This is a genomic window from Amycolatopsis albispora (assembly GCF_003312875.1).
Classification (GTDB): Bacteria; Actinomycetota; Actinomycetes; order Mycobacteriales; family Pseudonocardiaceae; genus Amycolatopsis; species Amycolatopsis albispora.
In genome coordinates this window covers 9,069,311-9,095,128 of record NZ_CP015163.1, presented here as the reverse complement: position 1 = coordinate 9,095,128, position 25,818 = coordinate 9,069,311, and the positions used below count along the sequence as shown (strand labels likewise).

Here is a 25,818-nt window from a genome sequence, read left to right as displayed (position 1 = left end):
TCGTTGTCAGGACGCTGTGGCGAACCTGCCACGCGTGCCGAACGGCTGTCAATCTTCCTGTCCGGTCCGGACATCGGCCACTGTGGACGGCGGTCCGCAGGTGAACGCGCGCACGCGGTAGGTCGCCGCCTTCTCTTCCGGGAGCGTGATCAGCCCGGCCGAGGTGACGTCCGGTTCGAACACGGCGGCCACGCGGTATTCGCCGGTGGTGCGTTGTTCGAGCAGGTAACCCGCCTCGTCGTTGGCGTGGTCGGTCCAGGTGAACTGGATGCCGTTGGCGTGCCGGACGGTGGCGCGGAAATCGGCCGGGGCGCCTTCGGCCGAGCGCACGGAATGCTGCTTCGACGGATCGCCCGGCGTGACCACCGGCGCCGCCCAGTCGTGGTTCGACGCCTGCGACGCTTCGTCGAATTCACCCGCCGGGAGCAGTACTTCGGCGGTTCCGGACACCGGCCCGGCATACGACCGCAGCCGGTAGTGGAAATGGGTATACGGCATGAGGTCCGGATGGGTGTACCGGGTCTGGCCGGGCGGCATGAACTGCAGCACGGTGTATTCGCCGCCCGCCTCGGTGGCGAATTCCAGGACCCGGCCCGCGGCTTCCGGTTCGGCGGCGGGCCAGTCGAGCACCACGTCGTCGGAACCGACCAGCGTCGCCCGCAGACCGGGCTCCGGCACCTCGCCGGCACAGCCCGCGAACAGCAGAACGGACAGCAGGAACAGGGGTTTGCGCATGGTGCCACTCCGAGCGGGACGGGCCGCCCCGGCGAACGGGCCGGGGCGGCAACACGATCAGGATCACTTGCGCCAGAACTTGATCCCGCTCCACACCACGGTCGCCGGACCGGATCCGCTGTTCGTGCGGTAGGCGCCGAACTTGTCGTAGAAGCTGCCGCCCGGACTGGACACGGTGTGCTTCAGCGACCCGTTGAGGTAGGTCTTGTGGCTGTTACCGGGCCGGTGCACGGTGTTGACCCGCACGGTGGTGCCGACGGTCGCGCCGGTGGCCACGGTGTCCCCGCCGTGCACGGCGTAGAGCCGGCCGCCGCGTTCCACCGCGAGCATGAAGAACGGCCCGCTCGGATCCTGGAAGGTCTGCTTCAGGCTGATCCGGGTGCCGCCGAGGCTGCTGATCCGGAAACTGCCCTCGAACTGGCGGGTGCCGCCGGTGTAGGTGGCGTAGCGGCGTTCGGCGCGCTGGTCGCCGCTCGCGGTGGAACAGGACAGCGTGAAGGTGAGATTGCTGATCTGCCCGCAGCCGCGTTCCTGCTCGTTGAACGACGGCGAATACGAGGTCCAGCCACCACCGTCGACCTGGGCTCCCGCCGCCGGGGCGAAGGTGGCGGCGAGCAGCGCGCAAGCCGCCGCGATCCCCGCCATGGCGCGTTTTCTCGACATCTGCGACTTCCCATCAGACAGGGCGGCGGTCTGGAGGACGTCTGGCGGCGGGCCTCAGCGTAACCGAGCAGCCGGATAATTCGGAAGCGTGACCGGGTCGTGATCGCTAGGTTCGGCAGACATGGGAGCTGAGGGGACCTATCTCGAGACCGACCGGCTGATCCTGCGCCGGGTCACCGAATCCGACGCCGAACTGCTCGTCGAGCTGGACTCCGACCCGGCGGTGATGCGGTACCTCACCGGCGGGGTGCCGACCTCGCGCGAGCGCGTGGCGACCCACGTCCTGCCGCGCATGCTCGAGCACGGGCGACGTGCTCCCGGTTACGGCTTCTTCATCGCGCACGAGAAGTCCTCCGGCGAGTTCCTCGGCTGGTTCCACCTGCGCCCGGCCCCCGACGGCCCGGCCGACGAGCCCGAGCTGGGGTACCGCCTGCGCCAGGCCGCCTGGGGCAAGGGATACGCCACCGAAGGCTCCCGCGCGCTGGTCGAGAAGGCGTTCACCGAACTGGACGCGAAGCGGGTCTTCGCGACCACCATGGCGGTCAACACCGGTTCGCGGCGGGTGATGGAGAAAACCGGCCTGCGGTACACGCGCACCTTCTTCGTGGACTGGGACGACCCGATCGAGGGCGCCGACCAGGGTGAGGTCGAATACTCACTGGACCGGTCCGAATGGCGGAAGTAGGGCCCGGCACGCCCGACAGCCGCGGCGCCGCGCGGTACCTCTGGTGGCTGGTGCGCAGCCAGCCGTGGCGGTCCGCGCGCGGCGCGCTCTACGGCAGCGTGTGGATGGTCAGCACGATGCTGCCGCCGTACCTCAGTTCCCGCGCGATCGACAGCGGCCTGCGCACCGGCGACTTCGCCGAGCTGGCGGGGTGGACCGGCGCGGTGCTGGCGGCCGCTTTGTTCAACGCGCTGCTCGGAATGCTGCGTCACCGCACGATGACCTTCGTCCGGGTGGACTCCGCGCTGCGCACGGTCCGGGTGGTGGTGCGGCACGTGACCCGGCTCGGGGCGACGCTGCCGCGCCGGGTGTCCGCCGGCGAGGTGGCGCACATCGGCGCGGCCGACATCACCACCATCTCCGAATGCCTGACGCTGGTCGGGCCCGGTGTGGGCGCGGTGTTCGCCTTCGCCGCGGTGACCTTGCTCCTGCTCGACGTCTCCGTGTTGCTCGCGCTGGTGGTGCTCCTCGGGGTGCCGGTGCTGGCGGTGGCCATCGCACCGCTGCTGAACCGCCTGCAGCGTCAGGAATCCGGGTACCGCGAGCGGCAGGGTGAGCTGACGTCGCAGATCGGTGACATCGTCGGCGGGCTGCGGGTGCTGCGCGGGATCGGCGGCAGCGAGCAGTTCTCGCGGCGGTTCCACAACTCGTCGCGGTTGCTGCGCGAAGACGGGTACCGCGTCGGCGCGGTGACCAGCTGGGTCAAGGCGCTCACGACCGGCATGCCGGTGGTGTTCCTGGCGGTGATCACCTGGCTCACCGCGCGGATGACCGCCGCCGGGGAGATCACCATCGGCGAGATGGTCGCCGTCTACGGTTACGTGGCGGCGCTGGTGATCCCGATGTTCTTCCTGATCCAGGGCGCCGACCAGCTGGCGAGGGGCCTGGTCGCGGCCCGCCGGGTGACCACGCTGCTGCGGATCGAGCCCGAGCAGTCCGGCGGCGACCGGCCGGGTCCGGACGGGCCCGCGAACCTCGCCGATCCGGAGTCCGGGCTGGTGGTCCCGCCCGGTGTGCTGCTGGCCGTGGTGTCGGCCGCGCCCGCCGAATCCGCCGAGTTGCTCGACCGGTTGGCCAGGTACACCGATTCGGCGGCCACCTGGGACGAGGTGCCGCTGACCGACATCCGCCTCGACGAGGTCAGGTCGCGCATTCTCTTGGCACGCAACGAGGAGCACCTGTTTGCCGGACCGGTGCGCGAAGCGGTGGCCACCCGGCCGGAGCACACCGACACGGCAATCACCGCCGCGGTCCGCGCGGCCGCCGCGGAGGACGTGATCGCCGGGCTGCCCGACGGCCTCGACGCGATGCTGGAGGCCCGCGGCGCGAACCTGTCCGGCGGGCAGCGGCAGCGGTTGCGGCTGGCCAGGGCGTTGCTGGCCGATCCGGAGGTACTGCTGCTGGTCGAACCGGCGTCCGCGGTGGACGCGCCGACCGAGGCGCTGATCGCCGCCCGGCTGCGCGAGTTCCGCGCCGGCCGGACCACCGTGGTGGCCACCACCTCACCGCTGCAGGCCGGGCAGGCCGACGTGGTCGCGTTCCTGGCCGGCGGTCGTGTGGTGGCGACCGGGACGCACGCCGGGCTGCTGGAAACCGAACCGCGGTACCGCGCGCTGGTGTACCGGGGTGCCGAAGAGGAGGTGGCGCGATGAGCCTGCCGGTGGCGGACGCGCCCGAAGTCCGGCGGGCGACCTGGCGGCTGATCCGCGCCGATCGCCGGGCGATGGCACTGGTGCTGCTGCTGAACGGGCTGGCGGCGCTGGCCGGGCTGGTCGCGCCGTGGCTGGTCGGGCGGATCGTCGACCAGGTCGGCGCCGGTACCGCCACGGTGTCCACTGTGGACACGCTGGCGCTGGCGATCGTCGGCTGCGCGGTGGCGCAGGTGCTGCTCACCCGGTTCGCGCGCAACGCCGGGCACCGGCTCGGCGAGCGCACGCTGGCACGGCTGCGCGAGGACTTCGTCGACGAGACGCTTTCGCTGCCCGCGCCGGTGGTCGAGCGGACCGGGACCGGTGACCTGATGGCCAGGGGCTCGGCGGACGTGGCCATCGTCGGTGTCACCCTGCGCGACGCGGCACCGACGCTGTTCATCTCATCGGTGCAGCTGACCTTCGTCTTCGCCGCACTCTTCGTGCTCGACCCGCTGTTCGGGGTGTGCGCGATGGTCGGGCTGCCGCTGGTCGCGGCGATCAGCCGGTGGTACCTGCGCCGCGCCAGGGACGCCTACCTGCACGAGGGGCAGACCCTCTCGGAAATGGCCGACAGCCTGGTCGAGACCGCGGAGGGCGCGCGCACGGTCGAGGCGTTCGGGCTCCAGTCGCGGCAGATCGCCGCGGCCGACGCCCGCGTGCGGCGCGCGTACACGGCACGGCGGCGGACGTTGTTCCTGCGCAGCGTGTTCTACCCGGTGGTGGACTTCGTCTACGCGCTGCCCGCCGCGGTGCTGCTGCTGGCCGGTGGTGTCTTCGTGGCGAACGACCTGGTCACGCTCGGCGCGGCGGTCTCGGCGGTGCTGTACGCGTGGCAGCTGACCGAGCCGATGGACTTCATCCTGGACTGGCTGGACCAGTTGCAGCGCAGCGGCGCGTCGTTCGCGCGGTTGAAGGGCGTGGCGAAGGCGGTGCCCGACCGGGCGCCGTCGGCCGAGGTGCCGGTGGACGACCGGCTCGTGGTCAGCGGGGTGCGGTACGCCTACGGCTCCGGTGAGGACGTGCTGCACGGGGTCGACCTGTCGGTGCGGCCGGGTGAACGGCTCGCGCTGGTCGGTCCGTCGGGGGCGGGAAAGTCCACTTTGGGCAGACTGCTGGCCGGGCTGGCGGCGCCGGGGGCCGGCTCGGTGACCGTGGGCGGGGTGCCGGTGGCGGAGCTGGCGCCGGAGGTGCTGCGGGAGCGGGTGGTGCTGGTGACGCAGGAGCACCACGTGTTCCTGGGCACCATCCGGGACAACCTGACCATCGCCGCGCCGGACGCCTCCGACTCGCGGCTGCTCGCCGCGCTCGACGTGGTGGACGCGGGCTGGGTGCGTGCGCTGCCGTCCGGTTTGGACACCCGGGACCTGCGGCTGGACGCGCCGCGGGCACAGCAGCTGGCGCTGGCGCGGGTGGTGCTGGCCGACCCGCACACCGTGGTGCTCGACGAGGCGACGGCCTTGCTGGACCCGCGGACCGCGCGGAACGTGGAACGCGCGGTCGCCGCCGTGCTCGAGGGGCGGACGGTGGTCGCCATCGCGCACCGGCTGCACACCGCGCACGACGCCGACCGGATCGCCGTGGTGGACGGCGGGCGCATCACCGAACTCGGCCCGCACGACGTTTTGGTGGCGGCGGGCGGCACCTACTCGGCGCTGTGGCACTCCTGGCACGGGGACCGCTGACGGGGATCGGTCCGGCTCGGCGAGGGCCGCGTGCGGCGTGCGGCGTGCGGCGTGCGGCGTGCGGCGTGCAATGAATGTGGCTTTCATTGCGCCAGACGCTATGAAAGCCACATTCATAGCGTTGCCGTGACCCGGGCGGGGGCCGCCGCCCGGCCGATGGAGGGGCGCTCGCCCTGACCGATGGACACGAATGTGGCTTTCGGGGCGGAATTCGCCCCGAAAGCCACATTCGTGTCCTCGGCGGGAGCGGCGGCGTCAGCTGACCGCAGGCTACGACATGATCGGGTGGATGGTCGCGGCGGCGGCGTGGGCTCGGTGTGCGGCCAGTTCCGCGGTGTCCCCCTGTACCAGGACGAGGCCGGTGCAAGCGCGCTGGTCCGCCAGTGTGGTGACGGTGTCGCCGACGGCGGCCGTCGGGTACCACTCCGGGTCGCCGGGGTGCGCGGCCAGGGCGTCCAGCCCGGACCAGCCCTCGAGCCGTCCCGGCCGCGCCGGGTAGATCAGGCTGAACGCCACGGCCGGGCCACCCGGGACCACGGCGTCCAGCAGCAACGGCCGCGTTCCCAACGCCAGCTGCACCATCGCTTCGTACACGTTCGTGCCCAGTGCGCGGCACAACGCCTCGCCGACCAGCGCGCCGCCGATGCGCGCGTTGATCTCGACCAGTTCCGGCCCCGCCCCGGTCAGCACGAACTCGACGTGCGCGAATCCCCGCGTGTGCCCGGCGACCGCCAGCACCTCCGAAACCCAGGATCGCAGCACATCGGTGTCCTTGCCCCCGAACGCGACCGGGAACGCCGCCGACTCCTCCCGGAACCGGAACTCGCGCGACAGCTGCCTGCTCGACACCCCCAGCAACCGCGTCTCCCCTTGCCACGTCAGCGTTTCCGCGCTGTAAACCGGCCCGGCGACGTACGGCTCCGCGATCAGCCGTCCCTTCAACGGCCCCGCCGACGACAGCACCGCCCGCAGCTCCGCGGCCGAGTGCACCAGCGAGACCTCCCGCGACGACGTGCCCGCCGAATCCTTGACCACCAGCGGAAACCCGATGAGCGAGGGCACCGCGTCCACGGCCGTCCCCCGGCTCAGCCCGCGTGCGTGCAGCAGCTGCCGCACGCGTGCCTTGTCCCGCAGCGTCCGGACGGCGTCCACCGACGGACCGGGCAGGCCGAACTCGGCGGCCAGCCGGGCCCCGGGAACCGCCCAGGTGTCGGTGGAGCTGATCAGCCCGGCCAGGTCCGGAAGCGCGGAAAGCACCTGGGCGCAAGCGTTTGCGTCGAAGGTGTCCACGTCGATGACCTCGAGTTCGCACCGGCTCAGCTCGTGCCGGTAGATCGACCGGTCGCCGGTGCACAGCACCAGCCGCTGCCCGGCCGCGGCCGCCGCGTCGGCGAGCCTGCCCAGCCCGAACGAAAGCGCCTCCAGCAGCACGATGGTCATCGGCCCACCCGGTACGCCCGCCGCGCCCAGTCCATTGTGGACCACGGCAGGGTCAGCGCGGCCAGCGAGCCGACCTCCACCGGGAAGAGCAGCTCCGGATCGAGCGCCTCCTGGTGCCGGGAAAACACCTTGTCGACATACCGGTGCCCGGTGTCGGCGCCGATCACCAGGAACATCCGCCCCGGTTCCGCCCGCGCCTCCCACCGCGCGGCCAGGTACGCGGCCCCGGTGGACAGCCCGGCGAACACCGCGTGCTCCCGCAGCAACCCGACGGCGCCGGCCATCGCGTACCGGAAATCCACCCAGTGCAACCGGTCGTACAGCGTGTGCCGCACGTTGCCGAACGGGATCGAGCTGCCGATCCCGGCGATGATCGCCTCCGGATCGGCCAGCCGCTCGCTGCCGAAGGTCACGCTGCCGAACGGCTGGATCCCGGTCAGCCGCACGTCCGGGTCACGCCGCCGCAGCGACCGCACCAGCCCGCCGGTGGACGCCCCGGTGCCGACCGCGCCGACCACGGTGAGCGGCCCCGCGGGCAGCGACCGCACCGCGATCTCGGCCAGTTCGGCGTACCCGGCGTAGTGCACCTCGTCGTGGTATTGCCGCATCCAGTGCATGTCCGGGTGCTCGGCCAGCAGCTCGCGCACCCGGCGCACGCGCCGCTCCTGGTCCAGTTGCAGGCTCGCCGACGGCGGCATCTGGTCCACCGTCGCGCCGAGCACCTCCAGCTGCGCGCGGATCGTCGCGTCCACCGTGGTCGACGCGACGATGTGGCAGCGCAGGCCGTAGCGGTGGCAGGCCATCGCCAGCGCGAGCGCGTAGATGCCGCTCGACGAGTCGATCAGCGTCTGGCCGGCCCGCACGATTCCGCTGTCCAGCAACGACCGGACCGCACCGAGCGCGGCATAGACCTTCATCGTCTCGAACCGGGCCAGCACCAGGTTCGGGCCCAGCCGGATCAGGCTCGGGTCCTTGATCGCGTCGGTGATGTGCTCGTGCACCCCGGCCAGCACCGGGGTCTCCGGGGTGTGCGTCATCGGCCGATCGACCGCAGGTAGCCCGCCAGGTTCTCGGCACCGGCGATGTTGCGCGGCCCGCTGACCAGCTCGCCGATCGACATCACGTGGAACCGGTTCTCGCGCACCGCCGGTGAGTTCTTCAGCCCCTCGAAGGACTTCACGAAGTCGATCTTCGCCTGGGCCGGCTGGTCGCCGTAGTCGACCACCACGATCACCTCCGGCTGCGCCTGGACCACCGGCTCCCAGCCGACCGAGCCCCAGCCGTCGGCCAGCTCACCGAAGACGTTGCGCCCGCCCGCCGCGGCGATGATGTCGGTGGGCGCGGCGTGCTTGCCCGCGGTGAACGGCTGGTCGGTGCCCGAGTCGTAGACGAAGACCCTGGGCGGTTCGGCACCGGCGGGCGCACCCTGGCGCACCGCGTCCAGCCTGCCGCGCAACTCCCCCACCAGTTCCGTCGCGCGTGCCTCGACGTGGAAGATCTTGCCCAGGTTCTCCAGGTCGGTGAACAGCGCTTCGAGCGGGGACACCGCCACCTTCGCGGTGCCGTAGTCCCAGCAGGTCTCGGTGTGCAGGTAGCTCCGGATGCCCAGCTGCTCCAGCAGTTTCGGGGTGATCCCGCGTTCCTCGCTGAACCCGGAGTTCCAGCCGGCGAACACCCAGTCGGCCTGCGCGTCCACCACGATCTCCCTGGTGATCCGCGCGGTGCCGAGCCGCGGCACCTTGGCGTAGTCCGCCTTGTACGCCGAGCCGTCGATCGACGGATCGGCCACCTTGTTCAGCACGTACCCGCGCATCCGGTCGGCCAGGCCGAGCGCGAACATCTTCTCCGTGCCGCTGATGTCGTACGACACCGCGCGCTGCGGCGTCGGGTAGGTGACCTGCTCACCGCAGTTGGTCACCGTCGCGGTGGCGGCCTGCTCACCCGCCGGGGCGGGCTCGACAGTGGCACCGCACGCCGTCACCAAGGGCAGCAAGGCCAGCAGCACCAGCAGGCGGGAACGCTTTTTCATCCGTGGTCCGTCCTTTCGGGGTCCAGGTCGTAGAGCAGCTGGGTGATCCCGGTGCGCGGGTGGGCCACCACGCTGGCGTGCACGCCGAACACGTCCAGCACCAGTTCGGGCGTGAGGATCTCGGCGGGCGGACCGCACGCGGCCAGCTCGCCGTCACGCAGCACCGCGATGCGCTGGCACACCGCGGCGGCGAGGTTCAGGTCGTGCAACGCGACCAGCACGGTCAGCCCGCACCCGGCCAGGAAGCTCAGCAGTTCCACCTGGTGGCGCACGTCGAGGTGGTTGGTCGGCTCGTCGAGAACGAGCACGCTCGGCTCCTGCACCAGCGCCCTGGCCATCAGCACCCGCTGGCGCTCGCCGCCGGACAGCGACAGCACGCTGCGCAACGCCAGGTGCGTGATGTCCATGCGCCGCAACGCGTCCCGGCACAGCTGGCGTTCGCGCGCGGTGAGCCGGGCGTTGCCGCGCTGGTGCGGAGACCGCCCGAGCGCCACCACCTCCTCCACGGTGAAGTCCAGCTCGGCGCGGCTGTCCTGGGTGAGCGCGGCGATCGAGCGCGCGCTCTCGGCCAGCGGCACACCGCTCAGGTCCTCGTCGTTGAGCAGCACGGCACCGCGGGTCGGGCGCAGCGCGCGGTAGACGCAGCGCAACGCGGTCGACTTGCCGCTGCCGTTGGGCCCGACCAGGCCGACCACTTCGCCCTCGCCCACGTCGAGGCACAGCTCGCGGACCAGCGCCTGCCCGGCGACCTCGACCGACACGTCCTGCAACGAAAGCCTTGCCTGTCCCATCAGCGATCTCCGAACAGGTAACCGCGGCGGCGCATCAACCCGATGAACACCGGCACCCCGATCAGCGCGGTGATCACGCCGAGCGGCAGTTCCTCCGGCGCGACCACCGTCCTGGCCAGCAGGTCCACCCAGACCAGGAAGATCGCGCCGGCCAGCGGCGCGATCGCGAGCACCCGGCGGTGGCTCGAGCCGACCACGATCCGGACCACGTGCGGCAGCACCAGCCCGACGAACGGGATCGCGCCGCTGACCGCCACCAGCAACCCGGTCGCGCCCGCGGTCAGCAGGAACAGCCCGCGCCGCAACGCCGCCGCGTCCACCCCGAGGCTCGCCGCGGTTTCGTCGCCGAGCGAAAGGATGTCGAGCGGCCTGCTCTTGCGCAGCAGCAGGACCACGGTCACCACCACCGCGGCCGCCGCGATCGGCAGCGACTGCCAGCTCGCCGCGCCGAGGCTGCCGAGCAGCCAGAACAACACCGTCTGCGCCGCCTGGCTGTTCGGCGCCAGGAACACGATCATGCTCATCACCGCCTGGAAGGCGTAGGCGAGCGCGACCCCGGTCAGCACGAGCCGCAGCGGGGTGAGCCCGAGCGCGCTGCGTGCGGCGAAGTAGACCAGCACGGTGGCGAGCAGCGCACCGAGGAATGCCGCCACCGACATGGCGAGCACACCGAGCGAGGCGAACAAGCCGAACACCACCACCGCGGTCGCCCCGACCGACGCCCCCGACGAAATGCCGAGCACGAACGGCTCAGCCAGTGCGTTGCGCACCAAGGCCTGAAGCGCGACACCGACCACGGCAAGTCCGGCGCCGACGACCACCGCGAGCAGCACCCGCGGCGTGCGCACCTCCCAGACGATCGAGTACCCGGTGACCTCGGTGTGGCCGATCTGGCCCCCGGTGAGCGCGGCACGCAGGTAACGCAGCACCTCGTCGAGCGGCACCACGGTCGGGCCGAGCGCGATGCCCGCGAGCACAGAAACCAGCAGCACCACCGAAAGCACCACGATGCCGCCGGTCAGCCCGCCTTTCGCGGGCGTGCCGGGGGCCGACGGTTCGGCGAGCAGGCGCCAGCGCGGCTCGCCGCGCACCTCAGTTCGCACGGCCACGCACGATCAGCCGTCGGGCGTGGTTGTCGTACGGCCTGCCGTCGAAGTCGCCGAAGCACTCGACCCCGGTGAACCCGGCCTGCTCGAACAGCGCCCGCAGTTCCGCCGCGCTGTACAGGAAACTGGTGATGGTGGCGTGGCGGGCGGTGTCACCGGCGACGAGTGTCCAATCGGTACGGAGACGTGTCCAGTCGTCGAGAATGGTGTCGCGCATGAAGACCGTGCCGTCCTCGGTGTCGATCGCCTGCGGGCGGCCGACCCAGCTCGCCAGCACTTCCTTGCCCAGCACGTCGACCAGCAGCGACCCGCCGCGGTCGAGGCTGGCGCGGGCGTTGCGCAGCACCCGCAGGTTGTCGGCGGGATCGTCGAAGTAGCCGAACGAGGTGTAGAGGTTGAGCACCACGTCGAAACCGCGTTCCTCGGTGAACTCCCGCATGTCGGCCCGCACCAGCCGGACCTCGACGCCCGCTTCGTCGCAGGCCTCGCGGGCACGCGCGAGCATGACCTCGCTCAGGTCCACCCCGGTGACCCGGTCACCGCGCTGGGCCAGCGGCACCAGGTGGATGGCCGGTCCGCAGCACAGGTCCAGCACCCTGGACCCGGCGGGAAAGGCGAGCAACGGCGATTTGGCGACCAGCTCGGCAGCTTCGGCGGCTCGGCGCTGGGAGAACATCACCCCGGCGAAACCGGCCCACAGGTCGTCATCGTCGTACCAGGCCATGCATCCCGCCCTTCCCTTCACCTGCCGTTCGAAGAGGAGGTCGTCGGCTCGGGGCGTTCAGTTCCCGCGCTACCCGGATGGAGCAGTCACACGGGCAGGCCGTCCCGCAGCCGGGTCACCGCGGTGACGATCGCGCCCGCCTGCACCCCGGCCAGCCGGTGCGGCGGCACGAGCGTGCCCGGCGCACGCTCGGCGACTTCGGCGCACCAGCGCTCGAAGACCGGCGTCAGCGTCGCGCGCGCGGCTTCGATCTCCGGTGACGCCGGTTCGTCGGCGAACAACCGCAGCAGCATCCCGGCGCACCGCAGGCGGATCACGCTCGGCCACACCTGCCCGCCGGAGAACCGGAACCAGCGCAGCGCGTCGGTGATCGCGCGTTCGAACGGGCTGCGCCCGCTCAACCGCAGCGGCCGCAGCAGCTCGGTGAAGAACTCCAGGTCCTGGCCGTGGGTGGCGTCCAGCCGGGCCGGGCCGTGGTCGATCCACAGCGGGAGTTCGCTGATCAGCACCGAACTGCCGTAGCGCGCGGAGTAGTCCATGGTGCTGCCGCCGGTGAGCAGCGGCCCGCCCATCGCCTCGGCGATCGCGCCGAACGACGGCATCTCGAACACGGCCGGCGCGAGCGCGCGGGCCCCCGGCGCGTCCGGTTCCCCGCTCTCCAGTGGAATCCCGGCCTCGTCCAGCAACGCGGTGAGCGCGGCGTAGTAGCCGGCGTCGCCACGACCGGCGACGTAGAAGAAGCCGCCGCCGAAGTCGGCGTTGTGCAGCGAGGCGATCAGCTGCGGGCGGGTGGCGTCGATCAACCGCATCAGCGCGCGGGTCTCCGGGATCGGCGCGCCGATGCGACGCCCGCGCCAGTGCACCGGGAAGGTCCACTCGACCTGCTCGTCGCTCGGCGGCCGGTAGAAGTTGCGGGCCACGTGGTCGCGGGTGAGCGGGCCGTCGAACCAGCCCTCGTTCAACCGCGTGCCGTCGGGATCGGCACACGGCACGAAGTGCCAGGTAGCGTCGAGTGCGTCGCGGAGTTCGGTGTCCTGGGCGAGCACGCGGATCAGCTGCCGGATGGTGAGCAGGCCGATCGGCTCGTTGGGGTGCGGGCTGCCGATCACCACCACCTGCCGCGCGCCGTCGCCGACCCGGACGTGGTGGATCGGGTCGCCCAGTTTCGAGCTGCCCAGCATCGACACCGAGACCGTGGCGGGGTGCTTCTCCGCGATTTCGGCGGTGAACCGGTGCATCCGGTCGACCGTCGGGAAGCCGGTGGCCTGTTCCATCGACGCGGTGATCCTGGCGACCTCGTCCACGACACACCCTCCGGTTTGATAATTTGATTACGGTAATAATGAGATTACCATCACTGGCGTGAAACGGACCGCGCTCAAGGCCCGCAATCGGGAAGCGCTGATCGACGCCTGCCTCACCGAAGTCGCCGCCCGCGGCTACCGCGACGCCCGCCTGGAGGACATCGCCGAACGGGCCGAGCTGACCACGGGCGCGATCTACTCGATCTTCGGCAGCAAGCGGAACCTGCTCGCCGCCTCGATGGACCAGCTCGCCACCGAACTGGCCGGTGAGCTGGACGAACTCGCCGACCCGGCGCTTTCGGTCACCGAAGTACTGCGTGGCGCGGCGCGGGTGTGGATGCGGATGGCCGCCGGGGACGGCGCACGCGACCGGTTCGCCTTCGAACTCGAAGCCACCGCCGCCGCGCTGCGTGAGCCGGAGCCCGCGCAGCCGATCCCCATCCAGCGCCTGCGCGAACTGCTGACCGGACGCCGCTTCCCCGGCGGCCGCACCACCGAGGAACAGGCGCGGCGGTTGAGCGTGGCCGCGCACGCCCTGCTCAGCGGACTCGCGCAACGCGCCCTGCTCGACCCGGCGGCGGTGTCCGGCTCCGAGGCCGAAGACGCCGCCGCCGCGCTGGCCCACCTGCTCTGCTAGTACCGGTTCTTACCCTCACTTGCGGAAGCATGGAGTAATTTGGGGACATGACACAGGAGTTGCTTTCGGTGGAGCAGGTGGCCGAGCGCTTGGGGCTGCACGTGCGGACCGTGCGCAACTACGTGCGGAACGGGCGGCTCAAGGCCGTCCGCATCGGCAAGCAGTACCGCATCGCCCGCGAGGACCTCCAGGAACTGACCGGCCAGCCGGCGGCGACCGGCCCGCGCCGGGTCGAGGTGTCCAGCATCGTGCAGGTCGACCCGGTGGACGCGGCCACCGCGAACCGGCTCAGCACGCTGCTGATGGCCGCGGTGAACGGCCCGCGTGAAGACCCCACGCCCCTGCGCGTGGACACCATGTACGACGAGGAACGCGGCTCGATGAAGGTGGTGGTGCTCGGCGGGGTCGCCGCGACCACCGAACTGTTGCGGCTGGTCGAAGCCATCACCAACGACGACTAGAGGTCCGCGAGCGCGGTGACCGGGGCCTCCACGCAGTCGGCCACGAAGCGGAGGAATCCGCCCGCGGTGCCGCCGTCGCACACCCGGTGGTCGAAGGCGAGCGTGAGCTGGCAGACCTTGCGGGCCACCAGCTCACCGCCGACCACCCACGGCCGGTCGATGATCCGGCCCATGCCGAGGATCGCCGCCTCCGGGTGGTTGATGATGGCGGCCGAACCGTCCACTCCGAACACTCCGTAGTTGTTCACGGTGAACGTGCCACCGGTCAGGTCGGCCGGGGTCAGTTCACCCGCCCGTGCGGCGGCGGTCTTCTCCCGCAACGCTTCCGACAGCGCGCGGGTGTTCATCTCCTGCGCGTCGCGGACCACCGGCACGACCAGGCCGCGGTCGGTCTGCGCGGCGAAGCCGAGGTGCACCTGGTCGAGCAGCACGATTTCGTCGCGTTCGACGCGCGAGTTCAGCTCGGGGAACTTCTTCAGCCCGGCCACGGTGAACCGCGCGAGCAGCGCCAGCAGGCCCACGCCGTCGAGCTGGTCGCGGGCGGCGAGCAGTCCGGTGGCATCGACGTCGACCCACACGGTCGCCTCGGGAATCTCCCGTCGCGACGTGGACAGCTTGTCGGCGACGGTTTTCCGGAGGCCCTTCAACGGGATGCGGCGGCCACCGGCGGACCGCCCGGCTATCTCACGCTCCACGTCACAGCGCCGGATCACGCCTTGCGGCCCGCTGCCGGGGACAGCGCGGAGATCGACCCCGTTCTCCTTGGCCAGCCGGCGCACGATCGGCGAAATGACCGCCACCGTGCGCGTAGAAGCGTTCGCCGGCCGCCGTGACCGGCGCCGCCGCTTGGTGGTCGCCGCCGACGTGCCGTAGCCGATCAGCACGTTGCCGCTTTCCCCGGTCTCGCCGGCAGGCTCCGGGACCACCACGCCCGGTTCGGTGAATCCCGGAGCCTGTTCGCCCACGCTGAGCAGCGGTGCCCCGACGGGCAGCGTTTCGCCCGCGGCGCCGTGCAGCGCGGTCACCTCCCCGGCGAAGGGAGAGGGCACTTCGACCGCCGCCTTGGCGGTTTCCACCTCGACCACCGGCTGGTCCACGGTGATCGTGTCGCCGACCGCGACCAGCCAGCGCACGATCTCCGCCTCGGTCAGCCCTTCGCCGAGGTCGGGGAGCTTGAACTCAGGCAACGCCAACCACTCCGTCCACCTGGTCGTCCCATTGCAGGCGCGCGATCGCGTCCAGCACGCGGTCGGTGTTCGGCAGGTGGTGCTCCTCCAGTTTCGGTGGCGGATAAGGAATGTCGTACCCGGTGACGCGCAGGATCGGCGCGTGCAGGTGGTGGAAGCAGCGCTCGGTGAGCCGCGCCGCGACCTCGGCGCCGTACCCGCAGAACCCGGACGCCTCGTGCACCACCACCGCGCGGCCGGTCTTGCGCACCGAGGCGGCGACCGTCTCGTCGTCGAACGGGGACAACGTCCGCAAATCGACCACCTCGACGTCCCAGCCTTCTTCCCTTGCCGCGTCGGCGGTTTCCAGCGCGACCGGCACCATCGGGCCGTAGGCGATCAGCGTGACGTCGGACCCGGCGCGGCGCACCACCGCGCGGTCCATCGGCACCCCGGCATCGAAGTCCACCTCGGACTTGCCCCAGTAGAGCCGCTTCGGCTCCAGGAAAATCACCGGATCCGGCGAGTCGATCGAAGCGCGCAGCAGATGGTACGCGTCCTCCGGCGTGCCCGGCGTGACCACGCGCAGCCCCGGCGTGTGCGTGTAGTACATCTCCGACGAGTCGCAGTGGTGCTCGACGCCGCCGATCCCGCCACCGTACGGAATCCGGACGACCACGGGCAGTTCGACCTTGCCGCGCGTGCGGTTGCGCAGCTTCGCCAGGTGGCTGGTGATCTGCTCGAACGCCGGGTAGGCGAAGGCGTCGAACTGCATCTCCACCACCGGGCGCAGCCCGTTCATCGCCATGCCGATCGCGGTGCCGACGATGCCCGACTCGGCCAGCGGCGTGTCGAACACCCGGCGCTCGCCGAACCGGGCGGTCAGCCCGTCGGTCACGCGGAACACGCCGCCGAGCGGGCCGACGTCCTCCCCGAAGACGAGCACCCGGTCGTCGGCTTCGAGCGCGTCGGCCAGGCCGCGGTTCAGCGCGCCCGCCATGGACAGGCTCATCGCAGTTCCTCCGCGAGCTGGGCCGCCTGCTCGCGCAGCGCGGGCGTCGGCTGGGCGTAGACGTGTTCGAACAACTCGGCCGGGTCCGGCTCCACATCGGCGTTCATGCCGTCGCGCACCTTCGCGGCGAACGCCTCGGCCTCGGCCAGCACGGCGTCGCGACGGGCGTCGTCGAGCAGGCCGCGCGAACGGAGGTAGGCCTCCAGCCGGTCGAGCGGGTCGCGGCTGAGCCAGTAGGCCACTTCGGCTGGGTCGCGGTAGCGGTTCGCGTCGTCGGCGTTGGTGTGCGCTTCGATGCGGTAGGTCCTGGCCTCGATCAACGTCGGCCCGCCGCCTTCGCGGGCGGCCTGGACCGCGTCGCGCACCGTCGCGTACACCGCGGCCGGGTCGTTGCCGTCGATCAGCTCGGACCGCACGCCGTAGCCGATTCCCTTGTGCGCCAGTGAAGGCGCCGCGTTCTGCTTGCTCATCGGCACGCTGATCGCGTAACCGTTGTTCTGCACCAGGAACACCACCGGCGCCTGCCACACCCCGGCGAAGTTCAGCGCCTCGTGGGTGTCGCCCTCACTGGTCGCGCCATCACCGAGCAGCACCAGCGCGACGCTGTCCTCACCCTGGTACCGCGCGGCGTGCGCGAGGCCCACCGCGTGCAGCGTGTTGGTCGCCAGCGGCGTGCACTGCGGGGCGACGCGGTACTCGTACGGGTCGTAACCGAGGTGCCAACCACCCTGGAGCAGCGTGAGCGTCTCGATCGGATCGACTCCGCGCGTGACCAGCGCGACCGAATCGCGGTAGGTGGGGAACAGCCAGTCGCGGTCTTCGAGCGCGAGCACGGCACCGACCTCGCAGGCCTCCTGACCCCGCGAGGACGGGTAGACCGCGAGCCTGCCCTGCTTGGTCAGCGCGGTCGCCTGCGCGTCGAACCGGCGGCCGAGCACCATCCGGCGGTGCAGGTCGAGCAGCACTTCGTCGCCGGGCATGGGCAGGGCGGGCGCCGCCACCGGCTCACCGGCGGCGGTGAGCAGGGCGAGCGGCTCCGCCGTCGGCAGCAGGCCGCGGCCGGTACTGGTGACCGTCGTCATGGCGCGAAATGCTGCGCTGTCGCCCGGCCAATATTCCAGAGGAAGGCCGATTCTGTGGACATTTGGCCGCCGAACGCCGTTAGGCTGTGCCACATGGCCGCACTGGACGAGACCGATCGCCGAATCGTCAAGGAGCTGCGCGCGGACGGCAGGCTGTCCATGCGCGCGCTCGCCGAACGCCTGCACATCTCGCGGGCGGCGGTCTACTCGCGCGTGGACCGCCTGCACCGCGACGGGGTGATCACCGGGTACAGCGCGGTGATCGACCCGGAACGCGCGGGCCTCGGCATCTCGGCGTACGTGTACCTCAAGATCAGCCAGCACTCGTGGCAGGCGGTGCGCAAGCGCGTCCTGGAGATCCCGGAGGTCTGGCACGGCGCGCTGGTCTCGGGTGAGCACGACATCGTGTTACTGGTGCGCGCGCCGGACGCGTCCAGCCTCCGCCAACTGGTGCTGCACCGGCTGCAAACCATGCCTGACGTGCTGTCCAGCCACACCGTGCTGATTCTGGACGAGCTGCACAGCCTGGAGAGCATTGACGTGAATTAGAACACGTTCTACCGTAACCGGGTGCTCACCCAGCCGTTCGCCGAAGCGATCGCCGAAGCCGAGAAGATCATCACCTCGGCCCCGCACATCCGGACCGACCAGGACCTGCTCGAGGGCTACGACTACCTCGCCGGCAGCATCCGCGCGTCACTGCAGATGGCGTGGGCCTACGAGCGGGACTTCCCGTACTTCGTCCAGTCCACCGGGCCGTACACGAAGATGGGCCTGGACAATCCCGACACCCTGTACTTCCACGCCTACCTGCGCGACAACGCGGAATACGTGGTCACCGGCCGCCGGGGCACCACCGCGGACCTGAGCTTCCAGGTGCTGGCCGGCGACTACACCCCGGTCGACGTGCCGGACAGCGTGACCGCCTTCGACGACCGGGCCATCCGCGTCGAGCCGGACGGCACCTTCGAAATCCGGTTCGGGCCGGAGAAGTCCAGCGATCCCCACTACTTCACGCTCGCCCCCGGCTCGGCGATGCTGGTCGCGCGCGAGGTCTACAGCGACTGGGCCACCGAGGAACGCGGCGTGCTGCGCATCCAGCGCGCGGACCGCGTCGGCGAAGTTCCGCCGCCCCCGTCGCGGGACAAGCTGGCCAAGCGCTACGGCGTCGCCGGGAAGCTGCTGCTCAACCGGCTGCACACGTTCCTGAAGTTCCCGGAGTGGTTCTACCTCCAGCTGCCGGTGAACACGATGACCGAGCCGCGGTCCACGCCGGGCGGGCTGACCACGCAGTTCTCCTCGGCCGGGCACTACGACCTGACCGACGACGAGGTGCTGGTGGTGACCGTGCCCGCCTCCGACGCGCCGTACCAGGGGATCCAGCTCGGCAGCCGGTGGTACGTCTCGCTCGACTACGCCAACCACCAGACCAGCCTGAACACGTCGCAGGCACGCGTCGATCCGGACGGCAAGATCCGGTTCGTGGTCAGCGAACGCGACCCGGGACTGGCGAACTGGCTGGAACGCACCGGGCACGCGCAGGGCTTCGTGCAGATCCGCTGGCAACGGCTGTCGCGTGAGCTGAAACCCGAGGACGGCCCGGAGGTGGAGGTCGTGCCGTTCGCCGAACTCCCCCGGCGGCTGCCTTACTACCAGCAGGCCAGGGTCACCCCGCGCGAATACGCGGGCCGGATCGCGGCCCGGCAGGCCGCCTTCGCCACCAGGATGCTCGGATGACGCTCGACGGCCTCAAGGACAAGGTGGTGGTGGTTTCGGGCATCGGCCCGGGACTGGGGCGCTCCATCGCGGTCCGCGCCGCGGCGGCCGGCGCGGACGTGGTGCTGGCCGCTCGCACCGAATCGCGGCTGGAGGAAGTGGCCAAGGAGGTCAGGGCGCTGGGGCGCCGGGCGCTCTGCGTCCCCACCGACATCGCCGACGAAGCCGCCGCCGAACGGCTCGCCACCCGGTCGGCCGAGGAGTTCGGCCGGGTGGACGCCTTGGTGCACAACGCTTTCGCCTTCCCGCCGATGGGTGACCTGCTCGACGCCGACCTGGCCGCGATCCGCACCGCGCTGGACACCACGGTGCTCGCGGCCCTGCGGCTGACCCGGTTGTTCACCCCGGCACTGGCCGAAGTGGACGGTGCGGTGGTGATGATCAACTCGGCGGTGATCCGGCATTCGCGGCGCACCTTCGGCGCGTACAAGATGTCGAAGACGGCGCTGCTGTCGCTGGCGCAGTCGCTGGCCACCGAACTCGGCCCGCGCGGCATCCGGGTGAACACGGTGGCGCCGGGTTACATCTGGGCCGACGCGCTGAAGTGGTACTTCGGCCACCTGGCCAAGGAACGCGGGATCACCCGCGAAGAGGTCTACGCCGAAACCGCGGCCACCACCGACCTGCGCCGGCTGCCCGAGCCGGGCGAGATCGCCGACGCCGTGGTGTTCCTGGCGTCGTCGATGGCCAGCGGGATCACCGGGCAGTGCCTCGACGTCAACTGCGGCGAATTCCACCACTGAAGGGGCGCGGGCATGGAACGGGATTCGGTCGGCACGGTCGAGGACCTGCACGCGTCGGCCACCAGGGTGACCGGCCTCGACGACTTCGGCGAGGACGACTACACCGAAGGCTTGGCCGTCCTGCTCGACGCGTACGCACGTGAAGCGGAACTGACGCCATTCGGGAAGAAGATCAAACGGGCGTTCCTGCGCAGCGCGCTGATGGCACGGCTGCTCAGCGAGGCGGGCTGGAAACAGCATCCCGGTTACGCCGACGTCCCGGTGGAGCGGCCGATCTTCGTCACGGGCCTGCCCCGGACTGGCACCACCGCCCTGCACCGCCTGCTCACCGCGGATCCGGCCCACCAGGGTCCCGAGCTGTGGCTCACCGAGGTGCCCCAGCCGCGGCCGCCTCGGGACACCTGGGAATCGAACCCGGTTTTCGCCCGCATCCAGGCCGGGTACGAGCAGCACCACCAGGAGCACCCCGAGTTCATGGGCCTGCACTACAGCTCGGCCGAGCAGGTCGAGGAGTGCTGGCAGCTGCTGCGGCAGTCGATGCGCTCGATCTCGTTCGAATGCCTGGCCCACGTACCGTCCTATTCGGACTGGTTGCGCGGGCAGGACTGGACAACGGCCTATCGCAGGCACCGCGACGTGCTCCGGCTCATCGGCCTGCACGACGCCGATCGGCGGTGGGTGCTGAAGAACCCGAGCCACCTGTTCGCGCTGGACGAGCTGCTGACGGTCTATCCGGACGCGCTGGTGATTCAGACCCACCGTTCCCCGCGCACCGCCATCGCCTCGGTGTGCAGCCTGAACGAGAACGCGGCGGCGGACTGGTCGACCGCCTTCAAGGGTGAGGTGGTCGGCCGGAGCCAGCTGGCGCTCTGGTCCCGCGGCCTCGCCGATTTCCGTGCTGCACGGGCGAAGTACGACGCCAGGCAGTTCTACGACGTGCGGTACGAGGACTTCGTCGGCGACCCGATCGGCACGGTCGAGGCGGTGTACCAACACTTCGGGCTCACCCTGACCGACGAGGCACGTGCCGCCATGACCACCCTGCACGCCGAAAGCCGCACGGGCCGCCGGGCGCCCGCCCACCGGTACCAGCTCTCGGACTTCGGCCTCACCGAAGCCGACGTGGAGGCCGCGTTCGAGGAATAACCTCACCTCCCCAACGGCTCGGGCCGACTGCGGTAGGTCTGCTTGGCGGGTGTGGTGATCGCCAACGTGCCGTCCGGCGTGACCTTGTGCTCCCAGCCGGGAACGTCTCGAAGCCGGTGATCCGCCCGGCACAACCCGACCAGCGTCGACGGCCCCGTCCGGCATCCTTTCTTCCAACCCCGGCCCCTGCTGTCGCAGTGGTCGAGGTCGGCGAACTGCGCGGGCCGCGTACACCCGGGATGACGGCATTCCCGATCACGCACCCGCACCAGCTCGGCCAGCCCGGCCTTGGGCCGGTACCGCCGCCGCCCCAGCTCCACCACTTGGCCGGTGCCGGGATCGGTGATGATCCGCTGGAACACTGTCTTCGGCCCGGCCGCGATGTCCCGCGCCAGCGACGCCGGAATGACCCCGTGCCCGGCCAGCTCGGCCGGGCGGTCACGCAAGCCTGCGTAGGTCAGCGCATCCAGATACAGGTAGACGTGTGCCTTCACTTCACCGCCGAACTGCTTGCCCACCAACATATCCATCGCCACATCCGCGCGGAGCTGATCCAGCGTGCGGGTCTCGTCGCCCGTTTTCAGCCGGCGGGCGAGGCGATCCACGCAGACATACGCCGCGGTGGCCCTGTCCACCGGTGCGTTGTCCAGTGACAGACCAGCCACCCCGGCCACGCCATGGCGGAGACGGAACCGGCGTGCTTCACATTGCCGTCTGGCACGTTCCTCGAAACCCTCGGGATCAGCACGCGCCACCGCCGCGTTTGTCGACCGGCGGGCCTGTGTCGGGTTCTTGCCCATCAATCTGCCCGCCATCACCCGATCGACCACCACTGCTTTCCCGGCGTCGAGCCAGGCGGCGGCATCGTTGACCGCCACCGCCGAAGCCAACGGCACGTGCCCTTCCTCCACCAGGCGCAACACCTGGGGAAACCGGTCGGCCAAGCCTTCGGCTCGCCCGACCAGCGCGTGTGCCTTGGATTTTGTCAGGCACAGCGCCAACGCCAGTTCCTCGGCCACTCCACGCCGGACCTTCGACGCACGGGTGAACGAGACCACCTGCCGTAGCAGCCGCCCCTCGAGGCGGGCCATCTCGGCAGCGGTGGATTTCAGCGCGAGGAGGATCTCCTCAATGTTTGTTTCCATACCTCCACGCTACCGAACACTTGTTCGACATCCGCTAAAACGGGCTCCACGAACGGGGGAACATTCCGGAGGCACGGAGAGTGACGATGGCGGGTCAGGCCAGTCCTCGGATCGCGCGTGAAGGTGGGCGGTTTCCCTTGATAGAGGCGACCATTTCCAGCACCTGCCGCGTTCGCCGCACCTCGTGGGCCCGGAAGACGCGTGCCCCGTCCGCTGCCGCCAGTGCGGTTGCCGCCAGGGTGCCGTCGACTCGTTCCTCCAGTTCCACGCCCAGGGTCTCCCCGACGAAGTCCTTGTTGGACAGTGCCATCAGCACCGGCCACCCGGTCGCCGCCAGCCGATCCGCGTAACGCAGCAAAGCCAGGCTGTGCCAGGTGTTCTTGCCGAAGTCGTGCGTCGGGTCGATCAGGATCCCGGCACGCGGCACCCCCAGCACCACCGCCGCCTCGGCGCGCAGGGTCGTTTCCTCGATCACCTCGGCGACCACGTCCGGGTACCGCACGCGGAACGGGCGTGTGCGCGGTACCGCGTTCCCAGTGTGCGAGCACACGTATCCGGTGCCGAACTCCGCCGCCACCTCGACCAGCCCCGGGTCGGCACCCGCCCAGGTGTCGTTCAGCAGGTCGGCGCCCTCCTCGCAGGCCGCCCGGCCGACCTCCGCGCGCCAGGTGTCGACACTGATCACCAGGTCCGGGTGCCGCTCGCGGACCGCCGCCACCAGCGGTACCACCCGGCGGATCTCCTCCGCCACGGTCACTTCCTCACCGGGCCCGGCCTTCACCCCGCCGATGTCCACCAGGTCCGCGCCCTCGGCCACCGCGCGGTCGACGGCGGCCAGTGCCTTCTCGTCGGTGAAGGTGGCGCCACGGTCGTAGAACGAGTCGGGTGTGCGGTTGACGATCGCCATCACCAGCGCGCGGTCGGAGACGATCCGGCGGCCGCGGAAGCACAGTCCGGCGGGCTCGCGAGTTCCCTCGTCGGCAGTCACGCGGGATACGATTCCAGACAGTGCCGAGGCAGCTACCGAGGAGGCCCGGATGCGTCAGCTGAGCGCGCTCGACGTCCAGTTCCTGAACGCCGAATCCGCCACCACCACCGGGCACGTCGGTGGCCTGTCCGTGCTCGATCCGTCCACCGCGCCCGGCGGCCTGCTCACCGTCGAGGACATCCGCGCCCTGATCGCCAAGCGCCTGCACCTGGCGGGCCCGCTGCACTGGCGGCTGCTGGAGGTGCCGCTGAACCTGGACCACCCGTACTGGGTCGAAGACGCCGACTTCGACCTCGAGTACCACGTCCGCGAGATCGCGCTGCCCGCCCCGGGCAACGAGCAGCAGCTCGCCGAGCAGGTGGCCAGGATCGCCGCCCGCCCGCTGGACCGGCGGCGCCCGCTCTGGGAGGCCTACCTCATCCAGGGCCTCGAACACGGCCGCGTGGCGCTCTACACCAAGGTCCACCACGCGGCCATCGATGGCGTGTCCGGCGCCGAACTGCTCGGCGTCCTGATGGACCTCACCCCCGAGCCGAGGCACGTCGACCCGCCCGGCAGCAGGCAGGTCGAAGGCCCGCCGCCGAGGCTATCCCTGCTGGCCACCGCGGCCCGCAGGCTCGCACTGCAACCGGTGAAGATCGCGCTCTCCGTGCCGAAAATGCTGCCGCACCTGGACGAACTCCCCGGTGTGGCGAGGATTCCGGGCGCCGCCACCCTGGCGAAGGCCACCGGCAAGCTGGCCAGGGCGGCCAGGCTCGGCCCCGGCCGCCACGAAGCCGAGCGGCCGCGGCTGGTCCCGCCGCACACCCCGTTCAACGGGCCGATTACCCAGCACCGCCGGTTCGCCTACGGCTCGCTCCCGCTCGACGAGGTCAAGCGGATCAAGAACGCCTTCGGGTACACGGTGAACGACGTGGTGATGGCGTTGTGCGCGTCGGCCCTGCACCGCTGGCTGGCCGAGCACCAGGCGATCCCGGCCACCCCGCTGGTCACGCTGGTGCCGCTGTCCGTGCGCACCCCGGAGCAGGCAGGCTCGGCGGGCAACCAGATCTCGGTGCTGGTGGCGCCGCTGCCGGTGCACATCGCCGACCCGCGTGCCCGCCTGGACGAGGTGGTGTCCGCGATGGCCGTGGCCAAGCAGCGCTACCGGCCGCTGCCCGCGTCGTGGCTGGTGGACTTCAGCGCCATGCTGCCCGCCGCGCTCGGCGCGCTGTCCGCGCGGGCGCTGATGAAGTTCGCCGGGGCCACGTCGCCGCTGGTGAACCTCGTCGTGTCGAACGTGCCGGGCGTGCAGATGCCGCTCTACACTGCGGGCGCGAAGCTGCTCGGGCACTACCCGGTCTCCGCCATCACCGACGCGAGTGGCGGGCTCAACATCACCGTCATGAGCTACGACGGCAAGCTGGACTTCGGCATCGTGGTCTGCCGGGAGCTGGTGCCGGACGTCTGGAACCTGATCGACCACCTGCGCGACGGGCTGGACGAGCTGGGCAAGCTGGCCGACGAGAAGGGAGCCGGATGAACGAGCACACGGTCGCGGTGAACGGGATCGAGCTCTGCTACGAGGTCTTCGGCGAGCCGGACGCGCGGCCGCTGCTGCTGATCATGGGTCTCGGCGGGCCGATGACCTGGTGGGACGAGGAGTTCTGCGAGCAGCTTGCCGGGCGCGGCTTCCGCGTGATCCGGTACGACAACCGCGACACCGGCCGGTCGACCTCGATGCACGGGCGTGTCGGCCTGCTGCCCGCGCTGGTGCTGCGGCGGTCCCCGTACCGGCTGACCGATCTCGCCGACGACGCCGCGGCGCTGCTGTCGGCGCTGGAGATCCCGGCGGCCCACGTGGCCGGGGTGTCGATGGGCGGCATGATCGCGCAGGAACTGGCCATCCGGCACCCGTCGCGGGTGCTCTCGCTCACCTCGATCATGTCCACCACCGGCAGCAAGCTGGTCGGCCTGCCCAGCCCGCGCGCAATGAAGGCGCTGCTGCAACCGGCCGCGAAGGACCGCGAGTCCTACATCGAGCAGATGATCCGGACCTTCCGCGTGATCGGCTCGCCCGGTTACCCCGCCGAGGAAGCCCGGCTGCGGGCGCGGGCGGCGACCACCTACGACCGCGGCACGAATCCGGCGGGCACGCTGCGGCACCTCGGCGCGATCATGGCGGCGCCGGACCGCACCGCCGGACTGCGCAAGCTCCGCATCCCGGCACTGGTGGTGCACGGCGCGGCGGATCCGCTGGTGAACCCGTCGGGCGGCCGGGCCACCGCGCGCGCCATTCCCGGCGCGGAGCTGGACATCGTGCCGGGAATGGGCCACGACACCCCGCCGGAGCTGTGGCCGCGGTTGGTCAACGGCATCGTGCGCACCGCCGATCGCGCCGAAACCGATCGCCGGATTGACACGGCTTGAGCGGCCTCCTTACGCTCGGTCGGCCATGCGACGGTGGCCGGAAGCCGGTGAAAATCCGCACGGTCGCGCCACTGTAACCGCCAACGGGAGTCAGACCCGCCGCCGTCGCGAACACCGACCGGGCCGCGAAAGCCCAAGGAGGTTCCCCCGTGACGCAAGCAGCGGTTCCCCTGCCCTCGACGCCCGAACTCCGCATCCCGATCCGCGAAATCCTGCCGTGGGCCGTTTTTGTCGGAGTGCTGGCGCTGGTGGTGCTCTACTTCGTCAGCACCGAACAGGGCGCGCTCGCCCTGTTCTCCAACGGTTACGTGCACGAGTTCGTGCACGACGGCCGTCACCTGCTCGCCTTCCCCTGCCACTGAGC

The 25,818-nt window shown here is 70.9% G+C and carries 26 protein-coding genes; 12 read left to right on the top strand and 14 right to left on the bottom strand.

Annotated elements, in window-relative coordinates; all coding sequences use genetic code 11:
• Positions 1-48: 48 nt before the first annotated feature.
• Together A4R43_RS42335 and A4R43_RS42330 are read right to left on the bottom strand one after the other, a co-directional pair.
• Positions 49-735, bottom strand: a complete 687-nt coding sequence (locus A4R43_RS42335) for a fibronectin type III domain-containing protein (RefSeq protein WP_113697228.1) — start codon at positions 733-735, stop codon at positions 49-51.
• 63 nt (positions 736-798) lie between these two features.
• The gene (locus A4R43_RS42330) at positions 799-1,398 is read right to left on the bottom strand and encodes a hypothetical protein (protein ID WP_113697227.1); all 600 of its coding nucleotides are present in this window, start codon (positions 1,396-1,398) and stop codon (positions 799-801) included.
• A 121-nt stretch (positions 1,399-1,519) separates the two neighbouring features.
• Here A4R43_RS42330 and A4R43_RS42325 point away from each other — a divergent pair, with 121 nt between their 5' ends.
• Genes A4R43_RS42325 through A4R43_RS42315 form a run of 3 tightly spaced genes read left to right on the top strand, consistent with a single transcriptional unit; the run spans position 1,520 to position 5,495 of the window.
• Complete coding sequence (locus A4R43_RS42325; protein WP_113697226.1) at positions 1,520-2,083, top strand: GNAT family N-acetyltransferase; 564 nt, start codon at positions 1,520-1,522, stop codon at positions 2,081-2,083.
• Positions 2,071-3,774 carry an ABC transporter transmembrane domain-containing protein gene (locus A4R43_RS42320; protein WP_113697225.1) on the top strand — a complete coding sequence of 568 codons (1,704 nt, stop codon included), beginning with the start codon at positions 2,071-2,073 and terminating at the stop codon, positions 3,772-3,774. The genes A4R43_RS42325 and A4R43_RS42320 overlap by 13 nt, the downstream gene beginning before the upstream one ends.
• The gene (locus A4R43_RS42315) at positions 3,771-5,495 is read left to right on the top strand and encodes an ABC transporter ATP-binding protein (RefSeq protein WP_113697224.1); all 1,725 of its coding nucleotides are present in this window, start codon (positions 3,771-3,773) and stop codon (positions 5,493-5,495) included. The genes A4R43_RS42320 and A4R43_RS42315 overlap by 4 nt, the downstream gene beginning before the upstream one ends.
• Positions 5,496-5,765: 270 nt before the next feature.
• On the opposite strand, the gene A4R43_RS42310 is transcribed toward A4R43_RS42315, so the two are convergent.
• The 7 genes from A4R43_RS42310 to A4R43_RS42280 form a co-directional block, all read right to left on the bottom strand.
• Positions 5,766-6,935, bottom strand: coding sequence for an ATP-grasp domain-containing protein (locus A4R43_RS42310; protein ID WP_113697223.1), 1,170 nt, complete (start codon positions 6,933-6,935; stop codon positions 5,766-5,768).
• Entirely contained in the window at positions 6,932-7,972 is a 1,041-nt protein-coding gene (locus A4R43_RS42305) for a pyridoxal-phosphate dependent enzyme (RefSeq protein ID WP_113697222.1), read from the bottom strand. Before A4R43_RS42305 ends, A4R43_RS42310 begins: the two co-directional genes overlap by 4 nt.
• Positions 7,969-8,964 carry an ABC transporter substrate-binding protein gene (locus A4R43_RS42300; protein ID WP_113697221.1) on the bottom strand — a complete coding sequence of 332 codons (996 nt, stop codon included), beginning with the start codon at positions 8,962-8,964 and terminating at the stop codon, positions 7,969-7,971. Before A4R43_RS42300 ends, A4R43_RS42305 begins: the two co-directional genes overlap by 4 nt.
• The gene (locus tag A4R43_RS42295) at positions 8,961-9,755 is read right to left on the bottom strand and encodes an ABC transporter ATP-binding protein (RefSeq protein WP_113697220.1); all 795 of its coding nucleotides are present in this window, start codon (positions 9,753-9,755) and stop codon (positions 8,961-8,963) included. Before A4R43_RS42295 ends, A4R43_RS42300 begins: the two co-directional genes overlap by 4 nt.
• Positions 9,755-10,858, bottom strand: a complete 1,104-nt coding sequence (locus A4R43_RS42290) for a FecCD family ABC transporter permease (RefSeq protein ID WP_418190794.1) — start codon at positions 10,856-10,858, stop codon at positions 9,755-9,757. The genes A4R43_RS42295 and A4R43_RS42290 overlap by 1 nt, the downstream gene beginning before the upstream one ends.
• The gene (locus tag A4R43_RS42285; RefSeq protein ID WP_113697219.1) at positions 10,848-11,585 is read right to left on the bottom strand and encodes a class I SAM-dependent methyltransferase; all 738 of its coding nucleotides are present in this window, start codon (positions 11,583-11,585) and stop codon (positions 10,848-10,850) included. Before A4R43_RS42285 ends, A4R43_RS42290 begins: the two co-directional genes overlap by 11 nt.
• An 86-nt stretch (positions 11,586-11,671) precedes the next feature.
• Positions 11,672-12,889 (bottom strand): M14 family zinc carboxypeptidase, encoded by a 1,218-nt coding sequence (locus A4R43_RS42280; RefSeq protein ID WP_113697218.1) that lies wholly within the window; start codon positions 12,887-12,889, stop codon positions 11,672-11,674.
• A gap of 58 nt (positions 12,890-12,947) precedes the next feature.
• Here A4R43_RS42280 and A4R43_RS42275 point away from each other — a divergent pair, with 58 nt between their 5' ends.
• Both A4R43_RS42275 and A4R43_RS42270 read left to right on the top strand, forming a co-directional pair.
• The gene (locus A4R43_RS42275) at positions 12,948-13,526 is read left to right on the top strand and encodes a TetR/AcrR family transcriptional regulator (protein WP_162788794.1); all 579 of its coding nucleotides are present in this window, start codon (positions 12,948-12,950) and stop codon (positions 13,524-13,526) included.
• Between the two features lie 47 nt (positions 13,527-13,573).
• Entirely contained in the window at positions 13,574-13,987 is a 414-nt protein-coding gene (locus tag A4R43_RS42270) for a helix-turn-helix domain-containing protein (RefSeq protein WP_113697216.1), read from the top strand.
• Here the strand turns inward: A4R43_RS42270 and A4R43_RS42265 are convergent.
• The 3 genes from A4R43_RS42265 to pdhA are packed head-to-tail and all read right to left on the bottom strand — an operon-like array spanning position 13,984 to position 17,247.
• Entirely contained in the window at positions 13,984-15,174 is a 1,191-nt protein-coding gene (locus tag A4R43_RS42265) for a dihydrolipoamide acetyltransferase family protein (protein ID WP_113697215.1), read from the bottom strand. The genes A4R43_RS42270 and A4R43_RS42265 overlap by 4 nt on opposite strands.
• Entirely contained in the window at positions 15,167-16,165 is a 999-nt protein-coding gene (locus tag A4R43_RS42260) for an alpha-ketoacid dehydrogenase subunit beta (protein ID WP_113697214.1), read from the bottom strand. The genes A4R43_RS42265 and A4R43_RS42260 overlap by 8 nt, the downstream gene beginning before the upstream one ends.
• Positions 16,162-17,247, bottom strand: coding sequence for a pyruvate dehydrogenase (acetyl-transferring) E1 component subunit alpha (gene pdhA / locus A4R43_RS42255; protein WP_113697213.1), 1,086 nt, complete (start codon positions 17,245-17,247; stop codon positions 16,162-16,164). The genes A4R43_RS42260 and pdhA overlap by 4 nt, the downstream gene beginning before the upstream one ends.
• A gap of 93 nt (positions 17,248-17,340) precedes the next feature.
• On the opposite strand from pdhA, the gene A4R43_RS42250 reads away from it, so the two are divergent.
• From A4R43_RS42250 to A4R43_RS42235, 4 genes are read left to right on the top strand one after another with little or no spacing between them, the layout of a single operon-like run.
• Entirely contained in the window at positions 17,341-17,796 is a 456-nt protein-coding gene (locus tag A4R43_RS42250; RefSeq protein ID WP_113697212.1) for an Lrp/AsnC family transcriptional regulator, read from the top strand.
• 21 nt (positions 17,797-17,817) lie between these two features.
• Positions 17,818-18,984: a hypothetical protein gene (locus tag A4R43_RS42245; RefSeq protein ID WP_113697211.1), complete on the top strand. Its 1,167-nt coding sequence runs from the start codon at positions 17,818-17,820 to the stop codon at positions 18,982-18,984.
• On the top strand, positions 18,981-19,766 hold the full coding sequence (locus A4R43_RS42240) for an SDR family oxidoreductase (protein ID WP_113697210.1): 786 nt from the start codon (positions 18,981-18,983) through the stop codon (positions 19,764-19,766). Before A4R43_RS42245 ends, A4R43_RS42240 begins: the two co-directional genes overlap by 4 nt.
• 12 nt (positions 19,767-19,778) lie before the next feature.
• The gene (locus tag A4R43_RS42235; RefSeq protein ID WP_113697209.1) at positions 19,779-20,912 is read left to right on the top strand and encodes a sulfotransferase family protein; all 1,134 of its coding nucleotides are present in this window, start codon (positions 19,779-19,781) and stop codon (positions 20,910-20,912) included.
• Positions 20,913-20,914: 2 nt separating this feature from the next.
• Here the strand turns inward: A4R43_RS42235 and A4R43_RS42230 are convergent, their stop codons facing one another.
• Positions 20,915-22,057, bottom strand: a complete 1,143-nt coding sequence (locus tag A4R43_RS42230; protein WP_113697208.1) for a DUF222 domain-containing protein — start codon at positions 22,055-22,057, stop codon at positions 20,915-20,917.
• 94 nt (positions 22,058-22,151) lie between these two features.
• Positions 22,152-22,964: a dihydropteroate synthase gene (gene folP / locus A4R43_RS42225; RefSeq protein WP_113698254.1), complete on the bottom strand. Its 813-nt coding sequence runs from the start codon at positions 22,962-22,964 to the stop codon at positions 22,152-22,154.
• 130 nt (positions 22,965-23,094) lie between these two features.
• Between folP and A4R43_RS42220 the strand changes: the two genes are divergently transcribed.
• From A4R43_RS42220 to A4R43_RS42210, 3 genes are all read left to right on the top strand, one after another.
• Positions 23,095-24,567 (top strand): WS/DGAT/MGAT family O-acyltransferase, encoded by a 1,473-nt coding sequence (locus A4R43_RS42220; RefSeq protein WP_113697207.1) that lies wholly within the window; start codon positions 23,095-23,097, stop codon positions 24,565-24,567.
• Positions 24,564-25,454: an alpha/beta fold hydrolase gene (locus A4R43_RS42215; RefSeq protein ID WP_113697206.1), complete on the top strand. Its 891-nt coding sequence runs from the start codon at positions 24,564-24,566 to the stop codon at positions 25,452-25,454. The genes A4R43_RS42220 and A4R43_RS42215 overlap by 4 nt, the downstream gene beginning before the upstream one ends.
• Before the next feature lie 149 nt (positions 25,455-25,603).
• Complete coding sequence (locus A4R43_RS42210) at positions 25,604-25,816, top strand: CbtB domain-containing protein (RefSeq protein ID WP_113697205.1); 213 nt, start codon at positions 25,604-25,606, stop codon at positions 25,814-25,816.
• The last annotated feature ends 2 nt before the right edge of the window (positions 25,817-25,818 follow it).